We start from the raw sequence: 13,448 nt of genomic DNA on the forward strand, positions 1-13,448 counted from the left end.
CACTGTTGAATTACCGCCTGGCCCGCCTCGACATCAATCGCCGCATTGCAGCAAAAACATATGAAACACGGCACCAGTCACTTCAAAACTATTGCATGCAACCCTTAATTTTCATAGGTTTCGCCTAATTCTAGTGCTATAGAAATAAATCAAGACCAAGGGCTTAAATTGCCCCTACAAAAGTAGCATATTTTTGCAGTGCAGCAAAATGATTTATGAACTAACAAATCGTCAGTTCATTAGCCAAACCTACCTCAAATCCAAAGCGATTTTTTTCTATACGCCGAGTAAAAAATACTAAAAAATTACTTTTTACGCCTTCCCCACGATCAATTTTGTACCATAATCAGGCTAAGCAATAGCCCAAACTTTAGAAGTCTCATGACTTGCATCAAAGGGTCGATATAAACCTTATGTCTTTCTGTTGTATGCCAAGAATAGTGCAGCGAGGCCAGCCGGATGAAGCAGCGTAATACGCCAAAAACAGACAGCCTGATTGATATGGATGATTGGGTCGGCGACCCATCTACTGAAGAAAATCTGGATAACGTAATTTATAAGCGTGCCAGCCTGCACCCTGATAAACGCAGGCGCCTTGAAGCCCTACTTGAAGAAAAGCGCCTGATGCGCGAACTCACCGATGTGTTTGATGAGGAAGACTCGGACTGGGAGCATTGAATTACCAGCCCTCCACCCGAATGTAGCGAAATAAAAAAAGGCACCTCAAGGTGCCTTTTATACTGTCTGTTTACGGTGGATATCAGGCAACGCGTGACTCTGCCTCACCCTCTGACGTCTCCATCAGGTAGATAGCATCATCAGTAAATTCAAAGAATGTAAAGCAACGCTGACATCCGTAAATCTCTGATTTTTGCTCTTCGCGCATCAGACGCAAATCTTCATGTGGCAGAATGGAGTACGGTGACTCAATAAAACCAGAACATTTTACACAACACATAAACACACTCTCTATAGCGTGCATCCAACAAGCTACTGCGTTTCAGTGTAGTTCATATACCCACTGAAACTGGCAGGACTACATATAAAGTACCAAGCCTTTTGCGATGCGACACAACCGTATTGCATTGCAGCATATCAAATTTACACACTCAGGTTAAGCTTATTCCTTCACATAAAAGGTAGAAACAACCCAACAAACGTTTCAATTTCCAAAACCTGTAGAAATGGCCAATCTGATTGAAAAATTAAATTACACCCTATCCCAGGTTCTGCCCTATATTCGGCAGAAACAGGGGCAGCTGAACACCTGCCTCTGCCGTGCTTTTCATCCCGCAGCATTAGCTGCAAAGACTAAACAACCAGAGAGATGAACATGGGAACTAAAGTGCGTGTCGACCAGATGCCAACGGACGACTTTGATGACTGGGAACCAGCAGCTGCAACCAGTGACAAGACCCACCGTACTCGCCAATCCAACAAACGCCGCGAGATAGAAGAGATTCTTGAGCAACGACGCCTGAAATATGAGATGCACGAGGTATATGACGAATACTTAAACGTCTGAATATTCAGTCAGTCCGCCTGAGCCAGCATCGGCTGGCTCAAAGCACTGGCTCAAAGCACTGGCTCAATTGCAAAAACCCTATCGTAATAAGGACAGCCGTGGATAATTACCGGTAAAATACCGTTTTTCATCGACGACTGTCCGCCATGCCTATTGAAAATCTGCTGCTAATGCCTGTTATCTCTGCCAGCAATGAGATCCAGACACTATCCCCCACAGGATCAGTCGCACAGCTGATACAAGAACGTATCCGTGCAAATTTCGACCGCCGAAGTAACTTGCATCATGGCAGCTTTGTCGATGATGCTCACCCGGTAGCCGACCTTATTAAGCAGCTACCGGGCGTGTCAGACCGTAGCGAAACGTTAACTGCGCTCGCCAATAACCTGATCAGCCACTGGCAGCCTTTGCTAAATGACACCGAGGCCCCCACCAGTGCGATCATATTGCTCCTATACCGCGACGCTGTCAGTCTGCACCTGGTGCTGGCGACTGCCGGTTCACAACCCTCTGTTCAGCTGAATGCTCAGGGCCAACCCGAACTGAAATCCCAGCTTAATCTGGAGCAGCTGCAACGCGCAGTAAAGGTGAACCTCACAGCGTTACAAATGGAGCAGGATGGCCACCTCTGCTTCTTCGGCACTAAAGGGAAAACCGATGACCCGGAAAGCTTCTTCACGCTGACCGGCTGTGCCGAATCCATTGATGCGAAAGAGGCCACCAGCGATCTACTTCGGGCAGCAGATGACTTCTGCCAGCAACATCAGTTAAGCAGCCCCAAAACTGAAGTAATGGAGCAGATTGTCGATTATATGCAGCAGCAAAAGAAAGACCGTGAACCGGTAGAACTGGATCAGGTATCGCGCATGCTGGATGTCTATATTCCACCAGAACAAGCCGAAACCCATGCCGGCACTTTTGGTAGTTTTGCTAAACAGGGTCCCTACCGGCTAAGCGAACAATTTCAACCACACAATCTGACACTAAACCGAATCGGCCGCCTCCAGGCCAGGACCGGCAGCTGGAAACTGGAATTGGCGCAACAGGCCCTGGGCCTGCTTAATAGTCAGCGGGATGTATTATACGACCCGGACAATGGCCGTCTGATTCTGAATAACCTACCTCCGGCCTTGCAGCAGCAATTAAGTGCTGCAACCAACAAGAGATCAGAGTAACCAGCCACTCCACACGGCAACCGTTAGTGCTGACAGCAAGGTTGAAAGCACAACACACAGCGACGTTTCCTGCTCACTCACGTCATAGCGCAGGGCCACAACATGCGCTAGTGCCCCCGTCGGCAGTGCTGTCAGTAGTACTGTCGCCAATAACCAATTCGGGTCCGTTAGACCAAATCCGGTAAAAATACCCAGGGTAATCAGCGGCTGAAACACCAGCTTCACCGTAATCAGCCAGACCATTTCCAGTTTGCAGTTTTTAAGTGCCGCAAATTGCAATCCAGCCCCGAGACAAAACAGGGCCACAGGAATCGCTGACGGTGCCATAATTTCCAGGGCATTACTGACCACCGCAGGCAAGGGTAATTGCAGTAGCGATGCCCCTACCCCGGCCACCGTGGCCAGGAAAACTGGGCTGCGCAATAAGGAACGGTCCAGAGTACGGATCAGTGCCTGAAAGCCACTTCCCTGCTGGCGCATGCTTTCTATTAGTACCTGAGCCCCACCGATGATGAACAGGTTGCCGACCAGAATTATACAGATCATCGGACCATAGGCCCGCTCACCCAGTAATGCAGAGATCAGCGGTATACCCATGTAAGCGAAGTTGGCAAAGGTACCATTCACTGCGCGCATGACGTGTTGTTCAGGACTGCGCGTAGGAAACCACCAACGTGCGCCCAGAACCGCCAACAAGCCAGTGATCACGGTAGCCAGCAGAAACGCCCCAATGTAAGCCGGCTGTAATAGGCTATCTAATGGCAAGCGGTAGGCTGATAGGAACAGTAATGCGGGTACAGCAATGTAAAAAACAAAACTGTTCAGTGCTGCCAAAGAGTGTTCAGCCAGGATAGTACGTTTGGCCAGATACCCCACTCCAATCAGCAGGAACAGCGTAAGTATGGTTTCAAATCCGGACATGGTTTTTTTGATCTACACTGGACGGGCTGCCATTAAATCAACTCAACGGCATCAGTTCCAGTAACCGCCTCAGAATCTTTTTTGCTGCACTGCACAAAAAAAGATATTGACATTGGCCAGTAAAGGCCTAAAATCATGGATATTGTGCAGTGCAACAAAACAAAATGCAGGAGAAATACAAATGAGCAATGTAGATTTTCAGAAGTCTTACGATACTATTAAAAGCCTGATGGAGCTGCAGGCCGCAGCAATCACTAAATCTATCGAGCAGCAGAAAAAATCCGGTGAAGAGCTGAGCGCTTTCTTTAAGCTCGAAGCTGAAAAAGCCAAAGAAGTTAAATCACCTGAAGACCTGATCAAGTTCAATATGGATGCTAATAAAGCGCTGTTTGAACTGCTGAAATCTCAGGGTGAAGCCTTCACGTCTATCGCTAATGATACCCGCGAAGCTGCGATGACTGAACTGCAGGAAATTACTAAGTAAGATCGCTATTTAACGCAGGCGCCATTCCTGTGCAAAAAGCCAACCGTAAGGTTGGCTTTTTTTGTTTCTCAGGCAGCCAGCTGCTAATCCCCAGGACAAGCGATCCCAGGTAGATTGATCTAACGAATAAAATTGAGTGGCAAACCGCTATCCCACAGAATCACACTAAAGATCATTAACCCTACCAATACACACAGAGCAACGGTCAGAATGGAGCCAATAAACATAAAGGCGCGCTCTTCTGGAATCTGCATGATGATGGCGGTTCCCTTGTATAACAGATAGAGGCTGTAACTCAGTGCCAACAGGCCAATAATCACATTAAACCAGAGCAGTGGGTAAAGTCCGGCAAAACCACTGAGAAACAGAGGCAGTGCGGTATAGGTAGTCAGGTTTAGACAATCATTCATGGTGGCATAGCCACCGTAGGTTTTTTCCATCCAGTGAATGGCGTAAGTCACCAACATAACCGCAACCAGCATCGCCAGATAAAAAGCTATCGCAGCGCCCGCAGCACTTTCTAGGGACAAGCGAATTGGCTCACTGCCCGCTACCCGCCAGCCAACCTGCGTCGTGCCGAGAAACAGACACACACTGGGAATCAGCGCCAGAACGGCCACATGCAGCAGAAAACCCTCGAAAGACACAGACCGCTCACGACGAAGCAGCTGCCACTCAGTGATAGGATGCTGAATAAATCCGGCAATATGCTGTAAGAACATCGTCTACCCCCAAAGCGCTTCAGAGCCACGCCCTCAGTGTAGTACAAAAGACCAACCCACCAGGGGTACAGCACGCAAATAGTGGACATTAAATACCGTGCAGCCAACCCTTCAGGCACAGACCATTCAGGACTCTTGCAGCAGTTACGCCAGGGTAATCAGATGTATTACAGTGCGATTTGCTCAGGCTAGCTTAATGATCACGATTCCAGGTGATGCACTCATCCAGCGTAACCCCGTTGCCACCGAAGATATCCAGCGCGCTGCCGATGGTCAGGTCTACCCTGCCATTCGACAATTGCTGTACCTGTGCCAGATCCTCTAGGGAGCGGGCACCGCCAGCATAGGTCACTGGAATTGGGCTGGCGTCACCCAGCAAACGAACCAAGTCCGTATCAATACCGGACTGTAGGCCTTCCACATCAGCGGCGTGAATCAGAAACTCGGCGCAGTGGCTGCTCAACTCGATTAGTAGCTCTGGTGTCACCGAAGTCGAAGTCACGGTCTGCCAACGGTCTGTAGCAATGCACCAGCCATCACCTACACGTCGACAGCTCAGATCCAACACCAGGCGGTCGGCACCGGTGATAGTTTTGATCGCTTCCAGCCGGGGCCAACTGAATTCACCCGACTCAAATAGAAAGGAGGTCACAATCACATGGGATGCGCCTGCCGCCAGGAAATCCGCGGCATTATCTACGCTGACACCACCACCAAATTGCAGTCCCTGTGGCCAGGCGGTCAAGGCAGCCAGCGCCTGTTCCTGATTACCGGGGCCCAGTGCAATAACATGGCCACCCTGCAGGTTATGCTGTCGATACAGCTCGGCATACCAGGCAGCAGTATGGCTACTGACAAAGTTAGTTTGGGCGCCGTTATCAGTCAGGCTGCCACCCACAATCTGTTTCACCTGCCCCTGGTGCAGGTCAATACAGGGACGAAAGCGGGTCATCTATTCACTCCAGACAAGTACTGAACGCCGCGCATTGTAGCAAAAAGCCTCAGGGTGGGGGCAGAATAAACAAATCACGTACCAGTACCAGCTCACAGGCACCGTTGCCGGTATCCTGCCGCGTCAGGGAACTACGCCAGCGCCAGCCGTCTTCTGCCCGCGCTTCCACCAACTGTCCGCTAAACTGCACCAGATCTCCCGGGCGCACTTCATCCATTTTTCCCGCAATATAATCAGTTGCGGGAATCAGATGCATATTGGCACTCTGGGTTTCGATCTGCTTACGGGGAATGGGAAAGCGCTCAGTGCGCCAGTAGTAGAAGCGGTTGCTCTGACTGATATCGATCCGTGCCAAAACTGCAGAATCAGACATTTCACCCCAGCCCAGCGCCAGGTCCATAGGGGACAGCTCCGCTTCACGGCCAAAACGATAGTTTTCCCGGCCAAGCACCCTGCCCTGCATTGAAAATTCAGCCAGTGGCAGCAGCAGATAATCATCCATGGTCACCAAGTTAGTGTCGTCAGGCGGAGCTTGAAGCGGCGTACTGGGTACCAGCACACCCGAATGCCCCATGGATGCGGGTGGCTCTTTGTTGAACCATAACACCGCGCCGATCAGCGCGATAAACAGCAGTAAAATCCGTAACATGCCTGAATTCGCTCAAACCCTTAGGTTGGGTCGATCAGTTTAGCAAATCCACCGGATGTTGACTGCCGTTGCTGTCAGATAACAACTCGGGTGCCTGACTAAGTCCCTTACGCACCCACTTCTGCCACTGCAAGGCTTCGCCTTTACAGAAACGTTTGATACTCCGGTACAGCGCCTGAAACTCAACCGCATCAATAAAGAAAAACAACAGCCAGGCCACCGGAGCCAGCCACAACAGATTGCCGTGGGTAGCGCGTTTCGGATCGGAGATCACCTGCAACCAGATTATGCTGCTCATGAGTAAAATCACAAACATCAGTGGCAGGAAATCCTGAGTATATATTGTGTAACCGAAGAATAACGTCATCAACACCACTTCAAACAGCAGTAGTAGTTCAGCGTAAAGAGCCACGGGTAACAACAACCAGCTCAGATAGGGACCGGGACGACGGCGGCATTGGAAGAACAGGGAGCGATGGCGGAAAAAGGTCTGCAATCGACCGAACTTCCAGCGCAAACGCTGGTTACACAAGCCTTTCCAGTCAGACGGGCCTTCGGTATACACGACTGCATCATGGGCATATCGGGTTTTATAACCATGCGCCAGAATCCGTGTAGAGATTTCAATATCTTCAGTAATAATCGAGTGGTCAAACCCACCCAACTGTTGCAGGACATCACGACGATAGGCCGCTGCTGCGCCACCGATAATATAAACCGAATTAAACACCGAGTCGCCGCGCTTAAAGAAAAAACCGTACAGGTATTCAAGTTGCTGTAGGCATTCAATTGAACGCGCTCGGTTACCAATCACCACATTGCCCGCCACAGCAGCCACATCAGGATCAGCAAACCTTGCCACCAGACGACCAACGGCCTGCCGGTCTAGTAAGCTGTCGGCGTCAACAGTAACAATCAGCTCACCGCTGGCCCGTTCAAGACCACAGTTCATCGCTTTAGCCTTACCACCATTGGGCAACTTCAGATAGCAGAACAATTGCCTGTGCTCAGCCGGCAGACTCTGTAAAAAGTCTTGAATCTGCTGATGGGTACCGTCCGTGGAGCCATCATTAATCACCACGATCTCAAGATCCGGATAATCGCTATTCAGTGCCGAGCGCAGCGTTTTAACAATGCCGACTTCCTCGTTCCAGGCCGGAATCAATACCGACACCCGGGGTAAAGTGCCTGACAACTCGGGGCGCGCCTGCGTCAGGCTATACAACACAGCAGCCAGTAACTGAATCACATACTTAACAGCCAGCGGCACAAACAGGGCCAGCATCACCCAGCGCAGCGGCGTGAAAGCATCATTCGGTACTGACTCCCGGGTTAACCCCAGATAAAAAACCACAAAGGTCAGCAGATAGAATGGTGCCAGTTTATACATCCATTTAATTCGAGTCGGTAAGCCCTGTGACATAACTAGAATCTACCTGTAAGTTAAGTGAGATCAGGCATGGGAGGTTTCGCAATAGTTGCGAAAATTTTGGCGATTATGCATTTTTTTGCAGCGGGAAGATACATGCTGCAATGCATAAAAAAGTCAGGTATCACATCCAGTTACCAGACATATATGCCCATGCAGTTATATCCCCATCTTGCGTGATAACGTCTGAATCAAGTCTTAACTTCTCTGTCTCATTTTGGCGACAGAACCATCGACATTCAGGCTTAAAAGAAAACTATCGCACTGCAAAATCAGGCAATCAGCACCACTGCCGGTGTTAGATAATCAGGCAAATATTTTGGCTTGATACGCAAATGCCCTCTACGGGATTTCCCACTTATATTTCTCACCTCAAGCCGACCCACCTGATGACTGGCAAGGCATTAACAGCGCCGACAAACCTGCGCCACTATCAGTCGCCATACATCAGTTGTTTCGGGCCTCAAACCTGCCAATCTCGACCTTAACCGTGACAGCAGTTACGCACCTCCGCTTGCTGCTGATCAATACTCCCTTCGAAATACTTCGTTACACTGTATCTGCTGGGTAAGGGAGGAAGCCATGTTCAGTATTTTTACCGATCTTGCTGACCTGCTGGTTTACCAGTTATTGGCATTGTCAGCCGATAGCCGCGCCGGGCAGGCACTACACTTCTTTGTCGAAGACACCAGCAAGATCTTCAGCCTGCTACTGGTGATGATCTATCTGATTGCTCTGGTACGTGCCAGCCTGAATGTGGAAAAGATCAGGGATTTTCTAGCGGGTAAACACCGCCTACTGGGGTATGGAATGGGTTCCTTGTTTGGTGCAATTACCCCTTTCTGCTCCTGCTCCAGTATTCCACTGTTTCTCGGCTTTACCTCCGCCGGTATTCCGGTCGGGGTCACCATGGCCTTTCTGCTGACCTCACCGCTGATCAATGAGGTCGCTATACTTCTGTTGCTCAGTTTACTGGGCTGGAAGCTCACCCTGCTCTACCTGATAACCGGTATGAGTGTCGGTATGATTGGCGGCCTGGTGCTTGATCGACTGCATGCTGAGCGCCTATTACAGCCCTTTGCCGCCAAGGCCTATCAACAGGCTGGCAGCAATGCTGTCTCCCGGCCCGCGACCGCTGCCAGCACAGCGACTGCTATCACAATGGAGCAAAGACATCAGTTTGCCCGTGATGAAACCCTGGATATTTTCTCCCGCGTCTGGAAATGGGTATTTATCGGCGTGGGGCTGGGCGCTGCACTGCATGGTTATGTGCCGGATGGATGGCTGGAACAACACCTCCACAACGGCCAGTGGTGGAATGTACCTGCTGCCGTTCTGCTGGGTATTCCTCTCTACTCTAATGCCACAGGCATTATTCCGGTGATGGAAAGCCTACTGCTGAAAGGCCTGCCGGTCGGAACAACCCTGGCATTCTGTATGAGTACCGTTGCTGCCAGTTTTCCTGAATTTATCCTGCTGAAACAGGTCATGCAGTGGCGCCTGCTGATGATCTTACTGATCATGCTGCTGGTGGCCTTCACCCTTGCCGGGTGGTTGCTGAACCTGTTCAGTTACTTGCTGTAATGCTGTAAGGAGAGAACTATGAAAACCGTCAAAGTCATCGGCTCCGGCTGTACTAAGTGCAACAAAACAGCAGACCTGCTTCGCAATATTGCTGATGAGCTGGGTGTGAAGATTCATCTGGTGAAGGATACCGATCCACAGTCACTACTGACCTACGGCGTCATGAGCACCCCCGCCGTTGTCATTGATGACACCCTGGTACACAGTGGCCAGATTCCCACCCGGGAGCAGGTTAGCCAGTGGCTCAGATGAGCAAATATTGGCGACGCAGTGCCTGCAAGTAGAATTCTCGACTCATTCGCAGTAGATTCGCCAACCTTCCGGCCTCGGTTGGCCGATCCAGAGACTGTACTCTGGGACCGAACAAACCAGCTAACCGGAGACGGGTAACTCTGTTGAGTCCCGCGGTGATTTCAGGACAAAGGAGGAGTGTACGCCAGATACACCTTCTACCCGTGTGATCTTGTTGAGCAAAAACTGCTGGTAGCCGTCCATATCTTCCACCACCACCTTGAGTAGATAATCAGCGTCCTGACCGGTAATCAGATGGCATTCCAGCACTTCTGGCAAGCAGGCCACCGCCTGCTCAAAGCGATCAAACCGCTCTGGTGTGTGTTTATCCATACTGATGTGAATAAAAGCCATCAGTTTAAGACCTAGCTTGCGGGCATTGACCCGAGCGGTATACCCCTCGATATACCCATCCTCCTCCAAGCGACGTACTCGCCGCAGACAGGGTGAAGGGGACAAATTAACCGCTTCCGCCAGTTCCTGATTCGAAATACGACCATCTCGTTGCAAGTGACGCAATATTGCCCGATCAAAAGCATCCATGATTCTTTATTGCTCATAAATGGTTTTTATTTAAATTTTATTGCCAATAAATACCTATTTTAAGCAATTATAGCAACATAATTTCAACCAATACGCAGTAAACTACTCTCACTCTGAAAAAAGCAGCAAGCCACAAGCTTCACGGGTGTTTCAGCCGTTTATATCCGACGCCAGATCACACCCGCTTTTTTCAGGTTTTATTCGATTCGCCTGGAGACCACCATGATTAGCAACCCTGCCAGCAAATACCGGCCATTCCCTCCTGTCAAACTGGACAACCGCCAGTGGCCTAACCGGGTCATCGAACATCCACCGATCTGGATGAGTACTGATCTACGTGATGGCAACCAGTCGCTGATCGACCCCATGTCGGTGGAAACCAAGCTGCGTTTTTTTGAGATGCTGGTGGCGATTGGCTTCAAAGAGATTGAGGTGGCCTTCCCCGCGGCTTCAGATACCGACTTTAATTTTGTCCGCCGCCTGATTGAAGAAAACCGCATCCCTGATGATGTCACCATCGAGGTATTAACCCAGGCGCGGGAAGATCTAATTCAACGCACAGTAGAATCTCTGGTCGGTGCCCGGCGGGCGATTGTGCATATGTACAACCCCACCGCACCGGATTTTCGGCGTATTGTTTACAACACCGATATTGCAGGTGTTACCGCCATTGCTGAACAGGGCACCCGCTGGGTGAAACACTACACCAGTCAGTATCCGGAAACCGAATGGGTCTTCCAGTACTCGCCTGAGGTATTCTCTGGCACTGAACTACCCGTAGCAAAAGCGGTGTGTGATGCGGTCAGCGCCATTTGGCAGCCGACCCCGAAACAGAAGATGATCATTAACCTGCCCGCCACGGTGGAGATGTCGACGCCGAATATCTACGCCGATCAGGTAGAGTGGATGCACCGTAATCTAGCGCGGAGAGACAGTATCCTGATCAGCGTACACCCGCATAATGATCGCGGTACTGCGGTGGCTGCGGCGGAACTGGCCGTGATGGCCGGAGCAGACCGGGTGGAAGGCTGCCTGTTTGGCAATGGTGAGCGCACCGGTAATGTGGATATCGTCACGCTGGCGTTGAACCTCTACACCCAGGGCGTAAACCCCGGACTGGACTTCTCGCCCATCGAACAGATCCGCCGCACCGTGGAAGAGTGCAATCAGATTCCGGTACACCCACGCCACCCATATGCGGGCGAACTGGTATTTACCGCCTTTTCCGGCTCTCATCAGGATGCCATCAAGAAAGGCTTTGCCCAGCGCGATCCAGAGGCCACCTGGCAAGTTCCCTACCTGCCAATCGATCCGGCTGACCTGGACCGTGGCTATGAAGCAGTGGTGCGGGTCAACAGCCAGTCGGGCAAAGGCGGCGTCAGCTTTTTGTTACAACAACAGTATGGATTAGAGCTGCCCCGCCGGTTACAGATTGAGTTCAGCCGGATCGTCAAACAGTTCACGGACAATGAAGGCCGTGAAGCGAGCAGTGCCGATATCCTGACCCTGTTCCAGCAACAATACCTGAACTCTGGCGGCAGTTTTGACTTCACCGATGCCGATGTCACCACCCACAGTCATGGTGATAAAGGTGCCACTGAAGTACAGATCCAGTACCGGGAAAACAGTACCCAGCGAAGCGTTTCCGGAATTGGCAACGGCACCATTGATGCAGCCATTAAAGCCATGGGATTGCCGATTAAGGTCATCGACTACCATGAACATGCCCTGGGCAGCGGTGCCGCCGTAGAAGCCGCCTGTTATATCGAGATGCAACTTGACGCAGGTCCGGCGATCTTTGGCGTTGGCATCGACCGGAATATTGTCAGTGCAGCCATCAAAGCGCTGTTTAACGGTCTGAACCGGCAAACCGAGATTCAGCAAGCCAATCAGTTACAGGTCAGCTGATAACAATACTGGTTAGGAAAGCCTGCCCAGCAGGCTTTTTTCGTCAGAGCCGCCATAATCTCATACAGCTTGCTGTTAAAATCACTGCATCAAAACAATCCGGACTACACCGTCACATGCGTATCCTTCTGCTCTCGGCCTATGATGCGGTCAGTCACCAATACTGGCGGCAGGGGCTGGTACAGGCTTTTCCTGAGCATGAATGGACCGTTCTGACCCTGCCCGCACGTTATTTCAGTTGGCGTATCCGCGGTAATAGCCTGAGCTGGGCGTTCAGCCAACGCGAAACGCTGACACAGTCTTACGATTTAGTCATCGCAACCTCAATGGTTGACTTGACCAGTTTACGCGGTTTTGTCCCCGCACTGGCGAATATACCCACGCTGGTTTATTTCCATGAAAACCAGTTTGCCTACCCTGAGTCCGGGCATGAATTTCACAGTGTAGAGCCCCAGATCCTGAATATTTACAACGCTTTATGTGCTGATAAGCTGCTGTTTAACTCAGCTTACAACCGGGATACTTTTCTGGACGGTGCCAACCGTTTATTCACTAAACTGCCGGATCAGGTGCCGACCAACCTCGCGCAGCAGATACGCCTGTCGACATCAGTGCTTCATGTACCGCTGCCGGATGAAGTATTTTTGCCACCAATCTACACCGAAGGTCCCCTGGAGATCATCTGGAACCACCGCTGGGAGTTTGATAAGGGGCCGGAGCTGCTGTTACAGGCGATCCGCCTGCTAATAGCCATGGGCGCTAAATTTCGGCTGCATGTTGTCGGGCAACAATTTCGCAAGGTGCCTAAGGCCTTCCCTGAACTGAAAACACTGTTAGAAACCTCCGATCAGCTGGGGCACTGGGGCCACATTGCTGACCTAGCTGACTATCGCCGCCTGCTACAACAAGCTGATATTGTGTTATCAACCGCATTACATGATTTTCAGGGCATTGCGGTGCTGGAAGCAGTGGCGGCTGGCTGTCGCCCTCTGGTGCCTGATCGGCTGGCATACCAGGAACTCTTCGCCAGTCCGTATCGCTACTCTGAAACAGATGAAAGCCATGCCCTGGCATCCCAGCTAGCGCAATTAGCAGGACAGAAACAATCGGGCACGATATTTGATCTGCCAAATATCAACCATTTACGCTGGTCCGCCGCCAAAGCTGACTGGGCAGCGATCATGCAACACACCGCTTCTCCCCCGGGCGCTGACTAAAAATTGCACAAAAAAGGCCAGTACAAACTGGCCTTATGTGATGCAAAT

General features: G+C 50.8%; 15 protein-coding genes. 8 read left to right on the forward strand and 7 right to left on the reverse strand.

The genetic code is table 11. The features are described from left to right. Positions 1–459 precede the first annotated feature (459 nt). Positions 460–678 (forward strand): PA3496 family putative envelope integrity protein, encoded by a 219-nt coding sequence (locus ACFVYJ_RS04045; RefSeq protein WP_419413588.1) that lies wholly within the window; start codon positions 460–462, stop codon positions 676–678. Between the two features lie 82 nt (positions 679–760). Here the strand turns inward: ACFVYJ_RS04045 and ACFVYJ_RS04050 are convergent, their stop codons facing one another. Beyond that, positions 761–958 carry a hypothetical protein gene (locus ACFVYJ_RS04050; protein ID WP_419413587.1) on the reverse strand — a complete coding sequence of 66 codons (198 nt, stop codon included), beginning with the start codon at positions 956–958 and terminating at the stop codon, positions 761–763. 375 nt (positions 959–1,333) lie between these two features. Between ACFVYJ_RS04050 and ACFVYJ_RS04055 the strand changes: the two genes are divergently transcribed. Next, positions 1,334–1,525: a PA3496 family putative envelope integrity protein gene (locus ACFVYJ_RS04055; protein WP_419413586.1), complete on the forward strand. Its 192-nt coding sequence runs from the start codon at positions 1,334–1,336 to the stop codon at positions 1,523–1,525. 146 nt (positions 1,526–1,671) lie between these two features. Continuing rightward, positions 1,672–2,700 carry a nucleoid-associated protein gene (locus tag ACFVYJ_RS04060; protein WP_419413585.1) on the forward strand — a complete coding sequence of 343 codons (1,029 nt, stop codon included), beginning with the start codon at positions 1,672–1,674 and terminating at the stop codon, positions 2,698–2,700. Here the strand turns inward: ACFVYJ_RS04060 and ACFVYJ_RS04065 are convergent. Beyond that, positions 2,692–3,621 carry an AEC family transporter gene (locus ACFVYJ_RS04065; protein WP_419413584.1) on the reverse strand — a complete coding sequence of 310 codons (930 nt, stop codon included), beginning with the start codon at positions 3,619–3,621 and terminating at the stop codon, positions 2,692–2,694. The two genes, ACFVYJ_RS04060 and ACFVYJ_RS04065, sit on opposite strands and share 9 nt — an antisense overlap. Positions 3,622–3,802: 181 nt before the next feature. Between ACFVYJ_RS04065 and ACFVYJ_RS04070 the strand changes: the two genes are divergently transcribed. Then, on the forward strand, positions 3,803–4,105 hold the full coding sequence (locus ACFVYJ_RS04070; protein ID WP_419413583.1) for a hypothetical protein: 303 nt from the start codon (positions 3,803–3,805) through the stop codon (positions 4,103–4,105). Positions 4,106–4,224: 119 nt separating this feature from the next. Here ACFVYJ_RS04070 and ACFVYJ_RS04075 read toward each other — a convergent pair whose 3' ends face one another. From ACFVYJ_RS04075 to ACFVYJ_RS04090, 4 genes are all read right to left on the reverse strand, one after another. Then, entirely contained in the window at positions 4,225–4,827 is a 603-nt protein-coding gene (locus tag ACFVYJ_RS04075) for a Yip1 family protein (RefSeq protein WP_419413582.1), read from the reverse strand. A gap of 193 nt (positions 4,828–5,020) precedes the next feature. After that, positions 5,021–5,779 (reverse strand): phosphoribosylformimino-5-aminoimidazole carboxamide ribotide isomerase, encoded by a 759-nt coding sequence (gene hisA / locus ACFVYJ_RS04080; RefSeq protein ID WP_419413581.1) that lies wholly within the window; start codon positions 5,777–5,779, stop codon positions 5,021–5,023. A gap of 49 nt (positions 5,780–5,828) precedes the next feature. Next, positions 5,829–6,428, reverse strand: coding sequence for a hypothetical protein (locus tag ACFVYJ_RS04085; protein ID WP_419413580.1), 600 nt, complete (start codon positions 6,426–6,428; stop codon positions 5,829–5,831). A 34-nt stretch (positions 6,429–6,462) separates the two neighbouring features. Further along, positions 6,463–7,851, reverse strand: coding sequence for a glycosyltransferase family 2 protein (locus ACFVYJ_RS04090; RefSeq protein ID WP_419413579.1), 1,389 nt, complete (start codon positions 7,849–7,851; stop codon positions 6,463–6,465). A gap of 588 nt (positions 7,852–8,439) precedes the next feature. Between ACFVYJ_RS04090 and ACFVYJ_RS04095 the strand changes: the two genes are divergently transcribed. Then, positions 8,440–9,441, forward strand: a complete 1,002-nt coding sequence (locus tag ACFVYJ_RS04095; protein WP_419413578.1) for a permease — start codon at positions 8,440–8,442, stop codon at positions 9,439–9,441. Between the two features lie 18 nt (positions 9,442–9,459). After that, positions 9,460–9,693, forward strand: a complete 234-nt coding sequence (locus tag ACFVYJ_RS04100; RefSeq protein WP_419413577.1) for a thioredoxin family protein — start codon at positions 9,460–9,462, stop codon at positions 9,691–9,693. A 120-nt stretch (positions 9,694–9,813) separates the two neighbouring features. Here ACFVYJ_RS04100 and ACFVYJ_RS04105 read toward each other — a convergent pair whose 3' ends face one another. Continuing rightward, positions 9,814–10,275 carry an Lrp/AsnC family transcriptional regulator gene (locus ACFVYJ_RS04105; protein ID WP_419413576.1) on the reverse strand — a complete coding sequence of 154 codons (462 nt, stop codon included), beginning with the start codon at positions 10,273–10,275 and terminating at the stop codon, positions 9,814–9,816. 222 nt (positions 10,276–10,497) lie between these two features. Here ACFVYJ_RS04105 and leuA point away from each other — a divergent pair, with 222 nt between their 5' ends. Continuing rightward, entirely contained in the window at positions 10,498–12,183 is a 1,686-nt protein-coding gene (gene leuA, locus ACFVYJ_RS04110; protein WP_419413575.1) for a 2-isopropylmalate synthase, read from the forward strand. Between the two features lie 116 nt (positions 12,184–12,299). Continuing rightward, a complete protein-coding gene (locus ACFVYJ_RS04115) occupies positions 12,300–13,400 on the forward strand; it encodes a tRNA-queuosine alpha-mannosyltransferase domain-containing protein (protein ID WP_419413574.1) in 1,101 nt (366 codons plus the stop codon). The last annotated feature ends 48 nt before the right edge of the window (positions 13,401–13,448 follow it).

This window comes from Pontibacter sp. JAM-7, from assembly GCF_048548695.2.
In the GTDB taxonomy this organism is placed as follows: Bacteria; Pseudomonadota; Gammaproteobacteria; order Pseudomonadales; family Balneatricaceae; genus Neptuniibacter.

Coding starts and splice junctions, on each gene's coding strand:
- ACFVYJ_RS04045 (WP_419413588.1), top strand. CDS start 460: ATGAAGCAGCGTAATACGCCAAAAACAGACAGCCTGATTGATATGGAT.
- ACFVYJ_RS04050 (WP_419413587.1), bottom strand. CDS start 958: ATGTGTTGTGTAAAATGTTCTGGTTTTATTGAGTCACCGTACTCCATT.
- ACFVYJ_RS04055 (WP_419413586.1), top strand. CDS start 1,334: ATGGGAACTAAAGTGCGTGTCGACCAGATGCCAACGGACGACTTTGAT.
- ACFVYJ_RS04060 (WP_419413585.1), top strand. CDS start 1,672: ATGCCTATTGAAAATCTGCTGCTAATGCCTGTTATCTCTGCCAGCAAT.
- ACFVYJ_RS04065 (WP_419413584.1), bottom strand. CDS start 3,621: ATGTCCGGATTTGAAACCATACTTACGCTGTTCCTGCTGATTGGAGTG.
- ACFVYJ_RS04070 (WP_419413583.1), top strand. CDS start 3,803: ATGAGCAATGTAGATTTTCAGAAGTCTTACGATACTATTAAAAGCCTG.
- ACFVYJ_RS04075 (WP_419413582.1), bottom strand. CDS start 4,827: ATGTTCTTACAGCATATTGCCGGATTTATTCAGCATCCTATCACTGAG.
- hisA (WP_419413581.1), bottom strand. CDS start 5,779: ATGACCCGCTTTCGTCCCTGTATTGACCTGCACCAGGGGCAGGTGAAA.
- ACFVYJ_RS04085 (WP_419413580.1), bottom strand. CDS start 6,428: ATGTTACGGATTTTACTGCTGTTTATCGCGCTGATCGGCGCGGTGTTA.
- ACFVYJ_RS04090 (WP_419413579.1), bottom strand. CDS start 7,851: ATGTCACAGGGCTTACCGACTCGAATTAAATGGATGTATAAACTGGCA.
- ACFVYJ_RS04095 (WP_419413578.1), top strand. CDS start 8,440: ATGTTCAGTATTTTTACCGATCTTGCTGACCTGCTGGTTTACCAGTTA.
- ACFVYJ_RS04100 (WP_419413577.1), top strand. CDS start 9,460: ATGAAAACCGTCAAAGTCATCGGCTCCGGCTGTACTAAGTGCAACAAA.
- ACFVYJ_RS04105 (WP_419413576.1), bottom strand. CDS start 10,275: ATGGATGCTTTTGATCGGGCAATATTGCGTCACTTGCAACGAGATGGT.
- leuA (WP_419413575.1), top strand. CDS start 10,498: ATGATTAGCAACCCTGCCAGCAAATACCGGCCATTCCCTCCTGTCAAA.
- ACFVYJ_RS04115 (WP_419413574.1), top strand. CDS start 12,300: ATGCGTATCCTTCTGCTCTCGGCCTATGATGCGGTCAGTCACCAATAC.